Origin of the sequence: Pseudomonas izuensis, from assembly GCF_002356535.2 — a bacterium.
GTDB classification, from domain to species: domain Bacteria; phylum Pseudomonadota; class Gammaproteobacteria; order Pseudomonadales; family Pseudomonadaceae; genus Aquipseudomonas; species Aquipseudomonas izuensis.
The window spans coordinates 3,743,823-3,760,313 of sequence record NZ_AP017423.2; the positions used below are offsets into that span (position 1 = coordinate 3,743,823).

Consider the following 16,491-nt stretch of genomic DNA (forward strand, 5'->3'; position numbering starts at 1 on the left):
CCACAAGATGACACTATCCCTGTGGCGAGGGAGCAAGCTCCCTCGCCATAGTTTTTCGCCAAGCCTGGTATTTCCGGGTGACTGTCAGTGACTGCTCATCCCCGCCGCATGCATCAACATTCGCAACGCCCCCGCCACCACACCCAACGCAACCACACTGCCCAACCAGATCACGACCAGCCAACCCAGCCGCTTATACCAACGCGTGGATGCCGGTTGCCGCGTATCAATGGTAGCCATCGCCAATCCTCACTTTGCCGCGGAATACGTAGTAGCTCCAAACCGTGTACATCAGGATGATCGGCAGGATGAATAGTGCGCCGATCAGGATGAACAACTGGCTGGTGGCCGGTGATGCCGCGGCCCACAGGCTGACGGACGGCGGCACGATGTTTGGCCAGAGGCTGAAGGCCAGGCCGATGTAGCCCAGAAACACCAGCATCAAGGTGAAGGCGAACGGCCAATGGGTGTGGCGTTGGCGCAGGGTCTTGAGCAAGCCGAACAGCGCCAGCAAGGCCAGCAGCGCCAATGTGCCGAACACCGCCAGGTGCGCATGGCCGAACCAGCGCGTGGCGATTTCCGGGTGCAGGATGGGTGTCCAGACGCAGATCACGCCGATCACCGCCAGCAACAGCCAGGCCAGGGGCCGCGTGAACAGGCGCATCCGCGATTCCAGCATGCCTTCGGTCTTGACCAGCAACCAGGTGCTGCCCAACAGCGCGTAAGCGACGATCAGCCCGACACCGCAGAACAATGGAAACGGCGCCAGCCAGTCCAGCGAACCACCGGCGAACTGCCGGTCGATCACCGGGATGCCGGCAATGTAGGTGCCGATCACCACACCCTGGGAGAACGTCGCCAGCAGCGAGCCGCCGATGAACGCCATGTCCCAGATATGGCGTTTTTCCGGGCTGGCCTTGAAGCGAAACTCGAAGGCCACACCACGGAAAATCAGGCCGCACAACATCAGGATCAGTGGCAGGTACAACGCTTCGAGAATCACCGAATAAGCCAGCGGAAACGCGCCATACAGCGCCGCGCCACCCAGCACCAGCCAGGTCTCGTTGCCGTCCCAGACCGGTGCGACGGTGTTCATCATCACATCCCGCTCCCTGGCATCCGGAATCAATGGAAACAGGATGCCCAGCCCCAGATCGAAGCCGTCCATGATCACGTACATCATCACGCCGAAGGCGATGATCACGCCCCAGATCAGCGATAAATCGATACCTTGAATACCCATGTCTCAACTCCCCTTGTTCAATTGACGCTGGTGTCGGCTTTGAGGATTTCGGCGTCCGCCGACAGGGGCCGGCGCGGCGTAATCACCTGATCGGAATGAACCGCGGGCGAATGCTCGTGATGGGGTTTCGGGCCTTTAGCGACCAGTTTCATCATGTAGCCGATGCCCACCGTGAACACCGAGAAATAGATCACCACGAACAGTGCCAACGAGATGCTCAGTTGCGTGACGCTGTGGTTGGACGCGGCATTCACGGTGCGTTGCAGGCCATACACCACCCACGGCTGACGCCCCACTTCGGTCGTGATCCAGCCGGCCAGCATGGCGACCAGGCCGCTTGGCCCCATCCACAGCATCAGGCGCAGGAACCAGCGGTTGCGGTAGATCGCGCCGCTGCGACGCAAGGCCAGGCCCAGCACGCCGGCCAGCACCATCAACATGCCCAGCCCCGCCATGACCCGGAAGCTCCAGAAGATGATGGTCGCGTTGGGCCGGTCCTCTTTCGGGAAGCTTTTGAGCGCCGGGATTTGTTTGTCGAGGCTGTGGGTCAGGATCAGGCTGCCCAGGTACGGAATTTCGATGGCATATTGGGTTTTCTCGGCCTGCATGTCGGGAATGCCGAACAGCACCAGCGGCGTCGCTTCGTTGCCTTGGTTTTCCCAGTGCCCTTCGATGGCAGCGATTTTCGCCGGCTGATGCTCCAGGGTGTTCAAACCATGGGCGTCACCGACCACCGCCTGGATCGGGCAGACGATCAAGGCCATCCACAACGCCATCGACAGCATCTTGCGCACTTGCCGGGTGTCGTTGCCGCGCAGCAGATGCCAGGCCGCCGAAGAGCCGACAAAAAACGCGGTGGCCACGAACGCGGCAATCGCCATGTGTGCCAGGCGGTACGGGAACGACGGGTTGAACACGATCGCCAGCCAATCCAGCGGCATGACGCGGCCATCGACGATCTCGAAGCCCTGGGGCGTTTGCATCCAGCTGTTGGAGGCCAGAATCCAGAAGGTCGAGATCAAGGTGCCGATGGCGACCATGACCGTCGAGAAAAAGTGCAAGCCGCGCCCTACCCGGTTCCAGCCAAACAGCATGACGCCGAGGAACCCGGCTTCGAGGAAGAACGCGGTCAGCACTTCATAGGTCAGCAGCGGTCCGGTGATGCTGCCGGCAAAGTCGGAAAAACGGCTCCAGTTGGTGCCGAATTCGTAGGCCATGACCAGCCCCGAAACCACGCCCATGCCAAAGTTGACGGCAAAGATTTTCGACCAGAAATGGTAGAGATCACGGTAGGTGTCGTTGCGGGTTTTCAGCCAGAGTCCTTCAAGCACCGCCAGGAAACTGGCCAGGCCGATGGTGATGGCTGGAAAGATAATGTGGAACGAAACCGTGAACGCGAATTGCATCCGCGCCAGGTCCAGTGCCTGCAGGTTAAACATGTCGAAATCCTCATTGAGGCTTTAAAACTGTGGGAGCGAGCCTGCTCGCGATGGCAGGGTGTCAGGCACCATGGATGTTGAAGGTGCCGGCCTCCTCGTCGGAACGCCGCCCGGAGCAGGCTCGCTCCCACAAAGATTGCTACGGCACTACGCCGCGGTAGTGGAAATCAGGCCGCTGACTTTCGCCTGCTCCAGCCGGATGGCGACGAACTTGGAGGTCGGTGTGTAGGTGCGATCACCGTAACTTTCCAGCGGCACCAGCGGGTTGGTCTCCGGGTAGTACGCGGCGGCCTGCCCGGCCGGAATGTCGTAGGCGATCAGGGTGAAACCGCTGACCCTGCGCTCGCGGTCATCGTCCCACAGCGCCACCAGATCAACTTTTTGCCCCGGCTCGAAACCGAGCCGGCGGATGTCCTGCTCGTTGGCGAACACCACATCGCGCATGCCGTAGACCCCGCGATAACGATCGTCCAGACCGTACAGCGTGGTGTTGTACTGATCGTGGGAACGCATGGTCTGCAAGATCAGATGGGGCTTGACCGCCAGGTTGCGCACGCCTTCGCTGATCAGGTGCTCGGGCAACACACTCGGGGTGAATTGCGCCTTGCCGCTCGCGGTTTTCCAGATGCGGTCCGCCGCATTGTTACCCATGTGGAAACCGCCCGGATGCAGCAACTTGCGGTTGAAGTCTTCGAAGCCGGGAATGGTGTCGGCAATCAGGTTTCGGATGCGACCGTAGTCGCCGATGGCCCAGTTCCAGTCGATCGGGTGATTACCCAGGGTCGCGGCAGCAATGCCGGCGATGATCGCCGGTTCGGAGCGCAAGTGCTTCGATTTGGGTTTGAGCTGACCGTGGGAGATATGGATCATGCTGAAGGTGTCTTCCACGGTGACGCCCTGCGGACCTTCGGCCTGCATGTCGATGTCGGTACGGCCCAGGCACGGCAGGATCAGCGCTTCACGGCCGGTCACCAGGTGGCTGCGATTGAGCTTGGTGGCGATGTGCACGGTCAGCTCGCAGTTGCGCAGTGCAGCATGGGTGCGCGGGGTGTCAGGGGTGGCCTGGGCGAAGTTGCCACCCAGACCAATGAACACCTTCGCACGCCCCTGCTCCATCGCCGAAATCGCCATCACCGTGTTGTGGCCATGCTCCCGTGGCGGCTTGAAGGAAAAGCGTTTTTCCAGGGCATCGAGCAACTCGGTGGGCGCCAGTTCGTTGATGCCCATGGTCCGGTCGCCTTGCACGTTACTGTGACCACGCACCGGTGACAGGCCCGCACCGGGACGACCGACATTGCCGCGCAGCAGCATCAGGTTGATGACTTCCTGCAACGTCGGCACCGAGTGTGTGTGCTGGGTCAGGCCCATCGCCCAACACATGATGACGCGCTTGGCCCGGGCGTACATGCGCGCGGCCAGTTCGATGTCGGCCAGGGTCATGCCCGACTGCTGCTCGATATGCTCCCAGGCGGTGGCATCGACTTGCGCCAGGTAGGCATCCATTCCCGAGGTGTGTTCGGCGATGAATTCATGGTCGAACACCGGCTCGCCACCGGTAGCCTGGGCTTCGCGCTCCCACTGCAGAAGGAACTTGGCCATGCCACGCATGATCGCCATGTCGCCGCCCAGGGCCGGACGGAAGTAGGCGGTGTTGGTGGGCTCGGAGCCGTTGAGCAGCATCTCGATAGGGTGCTGCGGATGCTGGAAACGCTCCAGCCCGCGCTCCTTGAGCGGGTTGATGCAAATCACCTGCGCCCCGCGCTTGACCGCTTCGCGCAGCGGTTCGAGCATCCGTGGGTGGTTGGTGCCGGGGTTCTGCCCGATGACGAAAATCGCGTCGGCATGCTCCAGATCATCGAACACCACCGTGCCTTTGCCCACGCCCAGGCTTTCGATCATCGCGACGGCGCTGGCTTCGTGGCACATGTTGGAGCAGTCCGGAAAATTGTTGGTGCCATAGGCGCGGACAAACAATTGGTAGAGAAACGCGGCTTCATTGCTGGCCCGGCCCGAGGTGTAGAACTCGGCCTGATCAGGCGACTCCAGCGCATTGAGATGCCTGGCGATCAACGCGAAGGCTTCATCCCAGGTGGTTTCCACGTAACGGTCAGTGGTGGCGTCGTAGCGCATGGGATGGGTCAGCCGGCCCTGATACTCCAGCCAGTAATCACTTTGTTCCGACAGCGTTGCGACGCTGTATTTGTTGAAGAAGGCCGGGTTGACCAGGCGGCCGGTGGCTTCCCAGTTGACGGCCTTGGCGCCGTTTTCACAGAACTTGACCATACCGTTTTCCGGCGACTCGCCCCAGGCGCAGCCCGGGCAGTCGAAGCCGCCGTTCTGGTTGGTCTTGAGCATTGCACGGATGTTCTTCAGGGCGTTTTCACTGCCCAACCAGTTCCTGGTAACGGCGATCAGCGCGCCCCAACCAGCGGCGGCACCTTTGTAGGGTTTATAACGGTCGACTTGAGACATGCTGCTTCTCCGTGACGATGCACACAGGCTTGGACCCGATTCAGGTCATTGATCGGTTGACGGAGAAAGCATATGAATGGCGGCTAAATTCTGTCTAATCGCTATTTACGACCATGTGATCGAGGATATTTATCATTGTTTTTTATCGTTATTATTCAAATAGTTATGAAACTTAAACAGCTTTTTACGCAGCAACTAAATCCATCATAGATGCACTCGATCAATCGGTTATTAATAGTGATTGGACGACCTCACAAGTTGCACTTAGCCTGCGTTCAACAAACCCATAATCAATGAAATTCCTCTAGGAGCGAGCCCTGCTCGCGATGGACTCAAGAACGCCGCGTGTACCCGGTAAGCACGCGTCATCGTTAATGACCATCGCGAGCAGGGCTCGCTCCTGCAAAGGACCACACAGGCTTAAGCGAGGTTGTCATGTCGGAACAAGTCTTGATCGATGGGTTCGCCAGGCGCGTGGACTACCTGCGGATGTCGGTCACCGATCGCTGCGATTTCCGTTGCGTGTATTGCATGGCTGAAGACATGCAGTTCCTGCCACGCCAACGGGTGCTGACCCTGGAAGAGATCTACCAAGTGGCGCAAAGCTTCGTCGCGCTGGGCACCCGCAAGATTCGCCTGACCGGGGGCGAACCGCTGATCCGTCCGGGCGTGGTGCAACTGTGCGAGAAGATCGCCGCCCTGCCCGGCCTGCGCGAACTGTGCATGACCACCAACGGCTCGCAGCTGGCCAGGCTTGCGCAGCCCCTGTTCGACGCCGGAGTCAAGCGTCTGAACATCAGCCTCGACTGCCTGGACCCGCAACGCTTTCGCGAACTAACCCGCACCGGTGATCTGGCCCAGGTGATCAAGGGCATCGACGCGGCCAACCAGGCCGGCTTTCGCAATACCAAGCTCAACTGCGTGGTGATGAAGGGTCGCAACGATCACGAGATCAACGACCTGGTGAGCTTCGCCATCGACCGTAACCTCGACATCTCCTTCATCGAAGAAATGCCCTTGGGCACCATCCATGAACACAGCCGCGCAGAGTCGTTTTATTCCAGCGTCCAGGTCCGTGAGCGAATTGCCGAACGCTACACTTTGATTGATTCCGCCGAGTCGACCCAGGGTCCTTCGCGCTACTGGCGGCTGGCCGAGTCGCCGCAGATACGCCTGGGGTTCATTTCGCCCCACAGTCACAACTTTTGCGGCACCTGCAATCGGGTGCGGCTGACCGTAGAGGGTCGTCTGCTGTTGTGCCTGGGCAACGAACATTCCGTCGATCTGAAGGCGGTTTTGCGCAGCCATCCCGGTCAGCCCGAACGCCTGGAACAAGCCATTATCGAGGCGATGAAACTCAAGCCTTATCGACATAATTTTCAAGTGAACGACGATGTCCAGGTCGTTCGCTTCATGAACATGACAGGCGGCTGAAACCATGATCGTCAGACCCAAACCCAACCTGATCGGCGTGCTGACTTCGCTCAAGGGCTCGATTGCCAAACGTATTGCCAGGCGCAGCCTGATGGTGACCTTGCTCGCTTCGGCCATCGTGTTCATCGAAACCTTGCACCCAAGCTACTTTTCCAAGGTCAGCGCCACGCCGTTCACCTTGCTCGGTTTGTCGTTGTCGATTTTCATGAGCTTTCGCAACAACGCCTGCTATGACCGCTGGTATGAAGCACGCAAGGCGTGGGGCGATGTGATTGTCGGGATCCGTTCGATGATTCGCGAAACCCAGATCATCAAGGACGCGAGTGAACGACACGCCATCCTCAGCAACCTGTGCGGGTTCGCCCATGCGCTCAACGCCCGGTTGCGCAAGGAAAACGAACTGGCTGCCAGCGGTGACTGGTTGCAGCCATTACCCACAAGCAGCGCAATGGACATCAGCGGACAAGTGCTGCTGCAGGTCGGTCAACAGTGCTCGGCACTCAACGAGTCCGGGACGATCAGCGAATGGCGCTACACGCTCATGGCCAACCATCTGACCGGCCTGACCCATGCCCAGGCAGTCTGCGAACGGATCAAAAATACCCCGCTACCCTTCCCTTACACCCTGTTGCTGCACCGGACCATTTACCTGTTCTGCATCCTGTTGCCGTTCGCCATGGCCGAACCCCTGGGCTGGCTGACGCCGGTGTTCACCGCGATTGTCAGCTACACCTTCTTCGGTCTCGATGCGATCGCCGATGAACTCGAAGACCCCTTCGGCCGCGACGAAAACGACCTGCCCACCGACGCTATCGTGCGCAACATCGAGCGCGATGTCCTGGAGGCATTGGGGGTGACGGAACTGCCTCCGCAACTGGAACCGGTGGATTTCGTGCTGAACTGACACTCTCAAGAACAACACAATCCCTGTGGGAGCGGGTTTACCCGCGATGGCGTCAGGTCGGTCAACATCGATGTTGAATGGGCTGGCCTCATCGCGGGCAAGCCCGCTCCCACAGGTTTTTGTGTCGATGGCGATGTTTGTGGATGACACAAACCCTGTGGGAGCATGGCTTGCCCGCGATGGCGTCAGGTCAGTCGACATGGGGGCTGGATGTGCCGGCCTCATCGCGGGCAAGCCCGCTCCCACAGTTTTTTGTGCCGATGGCGATTGTTGTGGATGACACAAACCCTGTGGGAGCGTGCGATGCGGCGACCCGACTTGCCCGCGATGGCGTCAGGTCAGTCGACATGGGGGCTGGATGTGCCGCCCTCTTCGCGGGCAAGCCCGCTCCCACAGGTTTTTGTGTCGATGGCGATTGTTGTGGACGACACAAACCCTGTGGGAGCATGGCTTGCCCGCGATGGCATCAGGTCAGTCGACACGAGTGTTGAATGTGCCGGCCCCTTCGCGGGCAAGCCTCGCTCCTACAAGGATTGCGCGGTGTCAGAACAACTCGCTGAACGGGATAAACCGTGCCGTTTCGCCGGCCTGCAACGTGCGGCCTTCAAGCACTTCCACCAACCCATCCGCCCAGGATGCCCCCAGCAACACGCCTGAGCTCTGGTTCGGATAGAGCACGGCACGTCCTCCCTCCAGTCGGGCCCGCAGGTATTCCCGTCGGCTTCCCGGTTTAGGCCAGGCAAAGCCGACGGTGACCGCGAAGCTCAAGGGCTCGACGTCTTCGACACCCTGAATCCGCAACAGGTAAACCCGTGCTAACAGGCCGAAAGTGACCAACGCCGAGGTCGGATTACCCGGCAGGCCAATCACCGGCACCTTGCCGAACTGGCCGACGGTCAGGGGTTTGCCGGGTTTGATCGAGAGTTTCCAGAGCAGCGGTTTACCGCATTCGCGCAACACCTGGCCAAGGCAATCGGCGTCACCGGCGGACACCCCACCGGTGGTCAGGATCAGGTCCGTCCCGTGCTGCAATTGGTCGAGCCTGAGCCGCGTCTGCCGTGCATCGTCAGGAAGAATACCCGCATCAATGACCTCGCACCCCAAGGCACTCAACCAGTGGTTCAACAAAGTGCGATTGCTGTTGTAGAGGCTGCCGGGCCTGAGCGGCATGCCCGGCTCGACCAGTTCATTGCCAGTGGACAGCAACGCCACCCGTGGCCGACGCACCACCTGCACATGGGTGCAGCCCTGCGCCGCCGCGACCGCCAACTCGAATGGCCCCAGGCGCTTGCCGGCGTGCAGCAACACATCACCGGCGCGGTTCTCCTGGCCTTGCGCGCGGATGTTGCAGCCAGGGATCAAAGGCTGCTTGAAACGGATGCGCCCGTCGTCCAGCACTTCGGTGTTTTCCTGCATTTCCACAGCATTGGCCCCCTTGGGTACGGGAGCGCCGGTGAAGATTCGTGCGCAAGTTCCTGGCGTCAGTGCTTCGGGAACTTGTCCGGCGAACACTTGCTGCGACACGGGCAGCGGCTGACCATCCCACCCCTCAAGATTGAGCGCATAACCGTCCATGGCGCTGTTCGGCCACGGCGGCAGGTCCAGGGTCGCCACCAGGTCATTGGCCAACACCCGTTGCCGGGCGACACTGAGCGGCACCGTTTCGCTGTCTTGCAACCGCTGCGTTTCAGCCATCGCCAACAACCGACTGATGGCTTCTTCCAACGGCAACAGCGGCGAGCCGCTCATCCCCGAGGCCCGCAAGCCTGCACAGGTTTCAGGTGCGGGACGAAATTGCACGGACGATGGCGGGCGTCCAGTTGCTCGGCGAGGATGCCTTCCCACGCGGTGCGACAGGCACCGGTAGATCCGGGCAGGCAACAGACCAGCGTGCCGTTGGCCAATCCGGCCAGGGCCCGGCTTTGCACAGTCGAGGTGCCGATGTCGAGGATGGAGATCGCCCGGAACAACTCGCCAAAACCATCGATCTGTTTATCCAGCAAACAGGCCACTGCTTCGGGAGTGCTGTCGCGTCCGGTGAAGCCGGTGCCGCCGGTGATCAGCACCACTTGAATGCCGTCATCGGCAATCCAGGTCGCCACCTGCGCGCGGATCTTGTACAGGTCATCCTTGAGCAGGTTGCGCTCGCGGAGGGTGTGGCCGGCCTCCAGCAGGCGACTGACCAGCAGTTGCCCGGAAGTGTCATTGGCATATTCACGGGTATCACTCACCGTCAGCACGGCAATATTCAACGGTATAAACAATGCATCCGGTTTAACGCTCATGGGACTCTCCGGCCGATATCAATTAAATAACTTCCAGAGACTAAAGCGCAGAAACGAGCACTGTCTAATCACTCTAACCAACTGCACTATCGAGCCTGTCTATTACCCATTAACGGGATTAACAGAACCCCTGTAGGAGCTCGCGATGGTCGTTAACGATAACGCGTTAAATCAGATGCCCAGCGGCGCCCTTACGTTTTTCGCGAGCGATCGAGCGTCGACCGGCTGCTCCTACAGGTTTGTCGGACCTGTGATAGAGCCCATCGATAACCCTTTAAATAGTAGTGATTGGACGCCCGCCGACGGCAATGAGATCGTCATCGGTACAAATCTTGTGTCTTGCGCCCTCGCGTCAATACTTACCTCTCCATTTATCCATCAGCAGGTGCCGTCATGGACATCAAACAACTCAAGTTCCTGATCGCCCTGGAGCAGACCCGCCACTTCGGCCAGGCCGCCGCGCGCTGCCACATCACCCAGCCGACCCTGTCGATGCGCCTGCGCAATCTGGAGGATGAACTGGACCTGGAACTGGTTACCCGTGGCCAGCGTTTCGAAGGATTCACCCAGGCCGGTGAACGTGTGTTGGCGTGGGCCAAAACCCTGCTGGCCGCACACGACGGGCTGTTCGCCGAAGCCGCCGCGTGCCGTGGTCAACTGGTGGGTAACTTGCGCATGGGCCTGGTGCCCCTGAGCAGCTTCAACCCCGTCACCTACATCAAAGGGTTGTCCCAGCGCTTTCCGGAGCTCAAGTTCAGCCTGTCTTCCCTGAGTTCCGATCAGATCATCGAAAGCCTGGGCAATAACCAATTGGACCTGGGCGTGTGCTACCTCGATCACGTCAACCCGAACTACTTCGAGTTTTTCGAGATCGGCGAGACCCGCGTCGGGCTGCTGTATGACACCCGGCACTTCCATTTCGAGGGCACGCAAATGAGCTGGGAAGACGCTGCCGAACTGCCGTTGGGGATGATCAGCAATGGCATGCACTACCGCAAATCCATTGACCTCAGTTTCCGCAGCCGTGGGCTCAACCCGCAGCCGATCCTGGAAAGCGACTCGACTTACCAATTGCTCCAGGCGATCCACGAAGGTTTTTGTTGCGCGATCATGCCGCTGAACAGCGGGCTGGAAGAGCCCATCGAACATCTGGCGTTCATCGACCTGCCGGATGCCAGTGTGCTCGCCCCCTTGGGGCTGGTCATGCGCAAGACCGAACCACGCTCGGCGATTGCCGAAAAGTGTTTCGCCGAAGCGCGACTGTTATTTCCATCGAAGAACTGAACGCTAATTAACCGGAATATAAATACAACGTTGAACGGAACGATAGACATCACCAATCGGCGCATCGGAACAAGCGATTGGACGCACTAAGAAGTTACCCGTAGCCTGAACTCAATTCAGCGCTTCGAGGTTCTTTACATGTTGTGCCAAGTTGAACAAAGCATTGATCGAAGTGACACCAACGCCCCCGCCCCAACACCGTTGAATGTGAACTTTCACGAATACGATAGCAGCGCGGCAATGGGCCAGGCGGCACTGGCGGCACTGGCGGCGGAGATTGCCCTGGCGATCACTTACAACGGTTTAAACCAGGCGGTGATGATGGTGTCGCCCGGCAACCTCGAAGACTTCATTCGCGGTTTCAGCGTCAGCAACGCCATCGTCCAGGACCAGAGCGAAATCTACGACCTGCGCCTGAGCTATTTTGACCAGGCGGTGCAAGCCGACGTGCAGATTTCCAGCCGCGCCTTCTGGGCCTTGAAGCACCACCGCCGGCAAATGGCCGGCACCAGTGGTTGCGGACTCTGCGGCGTCGAAGCGCTGGAGCAGGCCTTGCCGAAACTGGACATTCTCGACCCCGTGGCCCTGCCCCCGACACAACATTTCATCGGCATCCGCGAGCGAATTGAACACGCGCAGCAGATGGCCCGCAGCAGCGGTGCGCTGCATGCGGCGCTGTACTTCGATAACCAGGGTTCAGCACTGATCTGCCGCGAAGACATCGGTCGCCACAACGCGCTGGATAAATTGATCGGCGCCCTGCAACACGCGGGCATCGACAGCCGCTGCGGGTTCACGGTGGTGACCAGTCGCTGCAGCCTGGAACTGATTCACAAAGCGGTCAGGGCGAAACTCGGCACGCTGGTCAGCCTGTCCGCGCCCACCGCACTGACCGTGCAATGGGCGATCAAGCATCGCCTCAACCTGATCCACGTGCCCCATCGCAACGCGCCTCGCCTCTACAGCCCGGCTTGATACCGACCAATGATCATCGCGCTGACCGGCGCAGGAGTGACCCGTGACACCCCCTTCAGATTCCTTGCCCAATGGCTTGACCCACCTCGACAGCCAGGGCCGCGCCAACATGGTCGATGTCAGCGACAAGCGTTCGACCCAGCGCGAGGCCCAAGCCCAAGCCTGGGTGCGCATGCGCCCCGAAACCTTGAGGCTGATCCAGAGCGATGGCCATCCCAAAGGCGATGTGTTCGCCGTGGCGCGGATCGCCGGGATCATGGCGGCGAAGAAAACCAGTGAACTGATCCCGCTGTGCCACACCTTGCTGCTCAGCTCGATCAACATCGAACTCAAGGCTTGCGCGCCGGACAGTGTGAAAATTGTCGGCACCTGCCGCGTCGAGGGCCAGACCGGCGTCGAGCTGGAAGCGCTGACCGCCGTCAGCGTCGCCGCGCTGACCCTTTATGACATGTGCAAGGCAGTGGATCGCGGCATGGTCATCGACGATGTCCGCCTGCTCAGCAAACACGGTGGCCGCTCGGGTCACTTCAAATACGAGGATGCCCAATGATCCTGATCAACTACTTCGCCCGCTACCGCGAACAGCTCGATCTGGGCGGTGAAAAACTGCCCCTGACCGCCGATCTCAAAACCATCGAAGACGTGCGCCGACTGTTGATGGCTCGCGGTGAGTTGTGGCGCGAAGTCCTCGGCGAAAGCAACCTGATGTGCGCGTTGAACCAAGAGCTGTGTCAGACCGATCAGGTGATCGAAGACTTCGACGAGATCGCCTTCTTCCCACCGGTCACCGGGGGCTGAAGATGAGCGTTAGCGTCCAATACAAAGCGTTCGACATCGGCCAGTTGATCGACAGCCTGCGCACGAACGACCCGGGTATCGGCGCCGTGGTCAATTTTGTCGGCTACGTGCGTGACATCAACGACGGCCAAGCGGTCGCCGGTTTGTTCCTGGAGCACTACCCGGGCATGACCGAGCGCTCGCTGCAGACGATCATCGACAGTGCCATGGCTCGATGGCCGCTGAAGAAGGTCGTGATCGTGCACCGGATCGGCCAATTGTCGGTGACTGATCCCATTGTGTTCGTCGGCGTGAGCAGTCAGCACCGTCAAGCGGCCTTCGAGGCCTGCGCGTTCATCATGGATTTTCTGAAAACCGACGCGCCGTTCTGGAAGCGTGAAGACGGGGTCTCTGGCTCGCATTGGGTTGATGCCCGTGACAGCGACCGATCAGCGGTCCAGCGCTGGAGGGTGGCGGAGCAATAACCCTTTTCCAGAATCGCGGCGTTGAAACAGAAGTTTACAGGCGTCCCGTTCACCCCTAGTATCCAGTCACCCCCGGATGGCCTGTCATCGGCCACCGACGTTTTCCCTTGCTGGAAAAGATGCATGAGCAAATTGCCGTCAGAGCAACATGTCTCGATTCACGCCACCTCGCTGCTGGCCGTGGACGGCATTGCCTCATGAAACGCATCGTCAACCTGCCCATGGCCCTGCGCCGCTCAAAACTGCGTCACTCCGCACGTCCGCCGGATAGCACCCTGCTCGCCTGATCGCGCCCCCAACGCGTAGAGCCCTCCCTCTTTTCGCTATCGCTGCCAGCACACACCGGGCTGTACCCGTCGTTGTGCCCTGGCCTGAATCCGTGCGCCTGCGTGGCGCCAACGTGAGTGACGAACAATGAAATTCGCAGCCCTTGAAGACGCCCGAACCTTTCTGGCGAACAATCCCGATATCGACATGATCGAGCTGTTCATTCTCGACGCCAACGGCGTGCCGCGCGGCAAGCTGTTGCACCGCGAAGAACTGTTGGCGGTGTATGAAAGCGGGCGTCCGCTGCCCAGCACCATCCTCGGCCTGACGTTGCAGGGCGACGACGTCGAAAACTCCGGGCTGGTGTGGGATGTCGGCGATATCGACTGCCGCGCCTACCCGCTGGAAGGCAGCCTGGTGCGCTTGCCCTGGCGGCAGATTCCAACGGCGGCAGTGCAAGTCAGCATGCACCCGCAAGAAGGCATGCCCGCCAGCATCGCCGACCCGCGTCACCTGCTGATCAAGGTGATCGAGCGCCTGAAAGCCGAGGGTTACCACCCGGTGATGGCGTGCGAGCTGGAGTTTTATTTGCTGGATGCCAAGCGCGATCACCATGGCCGCCCGCAACCGGCGCTGGATGCCGACGGCGGCCGACCGAGGCACACCCAGGTCTATGGCCTGCGCGAACTGGAGCAGATCGAGCCGTTCCTCGCCGACCTCTATGCGGCCTGCAAACTCCACGATATTCCGGCGCGCACGGCGATTTCCGAGTACGCGCCGGGTCAGGTGGAAATCACCCTGGAACACGGCGATGCCTTGCAGGCAATGGATCAGGCCGTGCGCTACAAGCGGCTGGTGAAAGCCATCGCGCACAAGCACGGCATGCAAGCCACCTTCATGGCCAAACCCTTCGATCATCTGGCGGGCACCGGCATGCACATGCATGTCAGCATTGCCGATGCCGAGGGCCGCAACCTGTTCGCCTCCGAAGACCCGGCGGGCACACCGCTGCTGCGCACAGCCGTCGGCGGCATGCTCGCCTCGCTGCTCGATTCGTTGCTGCTGTTCTGCCCCAACGCCAACTCCTACCGGCGTTTCCAGGCCAACAGTTATGCGCCGCTGGCACCGACCTGGGGCGTCGATAACCGTACCGTCAGCCTGCGGGTTCCCGGTGGTCCGGCCAACAGTCGACACATCGAACACCGCATTTGTGGCGCCGACGCCAACCCCTATCTGGCGGCGGCAGCGATTCTGGCCGGCATCCATCGCGGCATCAGCGAAAACCTCGATCCGGGCGAGCCGGTTGAAGGCAACGGCTATGCGCAAGCCACCCAACTGCTGCCGACCGACTGGCTGACGTCGCTGACGGCGCTGGAAAATTCGGGGTGGGCGCGGGATGCATTGGGGCAGGAATTTCTTGGGGTGTATCTGGCGGTCAAGCGTGCCGAGTACCGGCAGTTCATGGCGCAAGTGGGTGAGCAGGATTGGCGTTGGTATCTGACTGAGGCGTGACGCGCCCGGTCATCCACCCCAAAACCTGTGGGAGCAAAGCTTGCTCCCACAGGGTACGTCTCTGCCTTCTTTTTCCTGGACACAGTCATGACTCAACGAACTAACTCCTACTACACCGCCACCCTCAACCAGGACACCGATTACCCGACCCTGCAAGGCCAACACCGGGTTGATGTGGTGATCATCGGCGGCGGTTTCACCGGCGTCGCCACGGCCGTCGAGCTGGCGGAAAAAGGCCTGAAAGTCGCCATCGTCGAAAGCCACAAGATCGGTTGGGGCGCCACCGGGCGTAACGGTGGCCAGGTCACCGGCAGCCTCTCGGGCGACGAAGCGATGCGCAAGCAGATGCGCCGCACCCTCGGTGATGAAGTCGATGACTTCATCTGGCACCTGCGCTGGCGCGGGCACCGGATCATCCAGCAACGGGTGGAAAAATACGGCATTGCCTGCGACCTCAAGCACGGTCACCTGCACGCGGCATACAAACCCAGCCACATGGACGGTTTGCGCAAGGATTACGACGAGGCCGTGCGCCGTGGCATGGGCGATGAGGTCAGCCTGCTCGACCGCAGCCAGGTGCGCGACCTGCTGCAAAGCGACCTGTACTGTGGGGCGATCAAAAACACCCGCAACATGCACCTGCACCCGCTGAACCTGTGCATCGGTGAAGCGCGGGCGGCCGAGAGCCTGGGTGCGCTGATTTTCGAGAACAGCGAAGTGCTGGAGATCATCCACGGCGACACGCCCGGCGTACGCACCGCCCATGGTCGCATCGACGCCAATCAGGTGCTGCTGGCGGGCGACGTCTACCACAAGCTGGAACCGGGAAAGCTCAAGGGCAAGATCTTCCCGGCCATGGGCGGCATCGTCACCACCGCGCCGCTGGGCGATCTGGCGAAACAGATCAACCCCGAAGACCTGGCCGTGTATGACTGCCGCTTCGTGCTCGATTATTACCGCCTGACTGCCGACGGTCGCCTGCTGTTCGGTGGCGGCGCCAACTACAGCGGCAAGGATTCGCGCGACATCGCCGCCGAACTGCGCCCGTGCATCGAGCAGACGTTCCCGGCGCTCAAGGGCGTGGCCATCGATTACCAGTGGAGTTGCGCGATGGGTATCGTCATCAACCGCATCCCGCAACTGGGCAAGCTGTCGGACAACGTCTGGTATTGCCAGGGCTACTCCGGCCATGGCATCGCCACCACGCACATCATGGGCGAAATCATGGGCCGGGCGATCACCGGGCAACTGCAGCAGTACGACACCTTCGCCGCGTGCCAGCACATCCGCGTGCCCATGGGCGACCTGCTCGGCAACCCGATGCTCGCCGCGGGCATGTGGTACTACCAGATGCTTGAGCGGTTGCGTTGAGATCAGCTATCGGCACAAGACCTGTGGGAGCGAGCCTGCTCGC

General features: G+C 60.6%; 15 protein-coding genes. 9 read left to right on the forward strand and 6 right to left on the reverse strand.

Annotated elements, in window-relative coordinates; translation table 11 throughout:
• Nucleotides 1-84 precede the first annotated feature (84 nt).
• The 4 genes from LAB08_RS16520 to LAB08_RS16535 all read right to left on the reverse strand — a co-directional run bounded on the left by LAB08_RS16520 (nucleotide 85) and on the right by LAB08_RS16535 (nucleotide 5,154).
• A complete protein-coding gene (locus tag LAB08_RS16520) occupies nucleotides 85-240 on the reverse strand; it encodes a DUF2474 domain-containing protein (protein ID WP_096510801.1) in 156 nt (51 codons plus the stop codon).
• On the reverse strand, nucleotides 227-1,243 hold the full coding sequence (gene cydB, locus LAB08_RS16525) for a cytochrome d ubiquinol oxidase subunit II (protein ID WP_096510799.1): 1,017 nt from the start codon (nucleotides 1,241-1,243) through the stop codon (nucleotides 227-229). Before cydB ends, LAB08_RS16520 begins: the two co-directional genes overlap by 14 nt.
• A gap of 17 nt (nucleotides 1,244-1,260) precedes the next feature.
• The gene (locus tag LAB08_RS16530; protein ID WP_096510797.1) at nucleotides 1,261-2,682 is read right to left on the reverse strand and encodes a cytochrome ubiquinol oxidase subunit I; all 1,422 of its coding nucleotides are present in this window, start codon (nucleotides 2,680-2,682) and stop codon (nucleotides 1,261-1,263) included.
• Nucleotides 2,683-2,829: 147 nt separating this feature from the next.
• A complete protein-coding gene (locus LAB08_RS16535) occupies nucleotides 2,830-5,154 on the reverse strand; it encodes an FdhF/YdeP family oxidoreductase (protein WP_096510795.1) in 2,325 nt (774 codons plus the stop codon).
• 435 nt (nucleotides 5,155-5,589) lie between these two features.
• On the opposite strand from LAB08_RS16535, the gene moaA reads away from it, so the two are divergent.
• Together moaA and LAB08_RS16545 are read left to right on the forward strand one after the other, a co-directional pair.
• Nucleotides 5,590-6,588: a GTP 3',8-cyclase MoaA gene (gene moaA, locus LAB08_RS16540; RefSeq protein ID WP_096510793.1), complete on the forward strand. Its 999-nt coding sequence runs from the start codon at nucleotides 5,590-5,592 to the stop codon at nucleotides 6,586-6,588.
• Nucleotides 6,589-6,592: 4 nt separating this feature from the next.
• A complete protein-coding gene (locus tag LAB08_RS16545) occupies nucleotides 6,593-7,492 on the forward strand; it encodes a bestrophin family protein (protein WP_096510791.1) in 900 nt (299 codons plus the stop codon).
• Between the two features lie 543 nt (nucleotides 7,493-8,035).
• On the opposite strand, the gene LAB08_RS16550 is transcribed toward LAB08_RS16545, so the two are convergent.
• Together LAB08_RS16550 and moaB are read right to left on the reverse strand one after the other, a co-directional pair.
• Nucleotides 8,036-9,241 (reverse strand): molybdopterin molybdotransferase MoeA, encoded by a 1,206-nt coding sequence (locus LAB08_RS16550; RefSeq protein ID WP_096510789.1) that lies wholly within the window; start codon nucleotides 9,239-9,241, stop codon nucleotides 8,036-8,038.
• Entirely contained in the window at nucleotides 9,238-9,777 is a 540-nt protein-coding gene (gene moaB, locus LAB08_RS16555) for a molybdenum cofactor biosynthesis protein B (RefSeq protein ID WP_096510787.1), read from the reverse strand. Before moaB ends, LAB08_RS16550 begins: the two co-directional genes overlap by 4 nt.
• 393 nt (nucleotides 9,778-10,170) lie before the next feature.
• Between moaB and LAB08_RS16560 the strand changes: the two genes are divergently transcribed.
• From LAB08_RS16560 to LAB08_RS16590, 7 genes are all read left to right on the forward strand, one after another.
• Nucleotides 10,171-11,061 (forward strand): LysR family transcriptional regulator, encoded by an 891-nt coding sequence (locus LAB08_RS16560; RefSeq protein WP_096510785.1) that lies wholly within the window; start codon nucleotides 10,171-10,173, stop codon nucleotides 11,059-11,061.
• Nucleotides 11,062-11,199: 138 nt separating this feature from the next.
• Nucleotides 11,200-12,036: a formate dehydrogenase accessory sulfurtransferase FdhD gene (gene fdhD, locus LAB08_RS16565; protein WP_096510784.1), complete on the forward strand. Its 837-nt coding sequence runs from the start codon at nucleotides 11,200-11,202 to the stop codon at nucleotides 12,034-12,036.
• Between the two features lie 64 nt (nucleotides 12,037-12,100).
• A complete protein-coding gene (moaC, locus tag LAB08_RS16570; RefSeq protein ID WP_096510782.1) occupies nucleotides 12,101-12,586 on the forward strand; it encodes a cyclic pyranopterin monophosphate synthase MoaC in 486 nt (161 codons plus the stop codon).
• A complete protein-coding gene (locus LAB08_RS16575; RefSeq protein WP_096510780.1) occupies nucleotides 12,583-12,834 on the forward strand; it encodes a MoaD/ThiS family protein in 252 nt (83 codons plus the stop codon). Before moaC ends, LAB08_RS16575 begins: the two co-directional genes overlap by 4 nt.
• 2 nt (nucleotides 12,835-12,836) lie before the next feature.
• On the forward strand, nucleotides 12,837-13,298 hold the full coding sequence (gene moaE / locus LAB08_RS16580) for a molybdopterin synthase catalytic subunit MoaE (RefSeq protein WP_096510779.1): 462 nt from the start codon (nucleotides 12,837-12,839) through the stop codon (nucleotides 13,296-13,298).
• A 414-nt stretch (nucleotides 13,299-13,712) separates the two neighbouring features.
• On the forward strand, nucleotides 13,713-15,077 hold the full coding sequence (locus LAB08_RS16585; RefSeq protein ID WP_096510777.1) for a glutamine synthetase family protein: 1,365 nt from the start codon (nucleotides 13,713-13,715) through the stop codon (nucleotides 15,075-15,077).
• A gap of 87 nt (nucleotides 15,078-15,164) precedes the next feature.
• The gene (locus tag LAB08_RS16590; RefSeq protein ID WP_096510775.1) at nucleotides 15,165-16,448 is read left to right on the forward strand and encodes an NAD(P)/FAD-dependent oxidoreductase; all 1,284 of its coding nucleotides are present in this window, start codon (nucleotides 15,165-15,167) and stop codon (nucleotides 16,446-16,448) included.
• The last annotated feature ends 43 nt before the right edge of the window (nucleotides 16,449-16,491 follow it).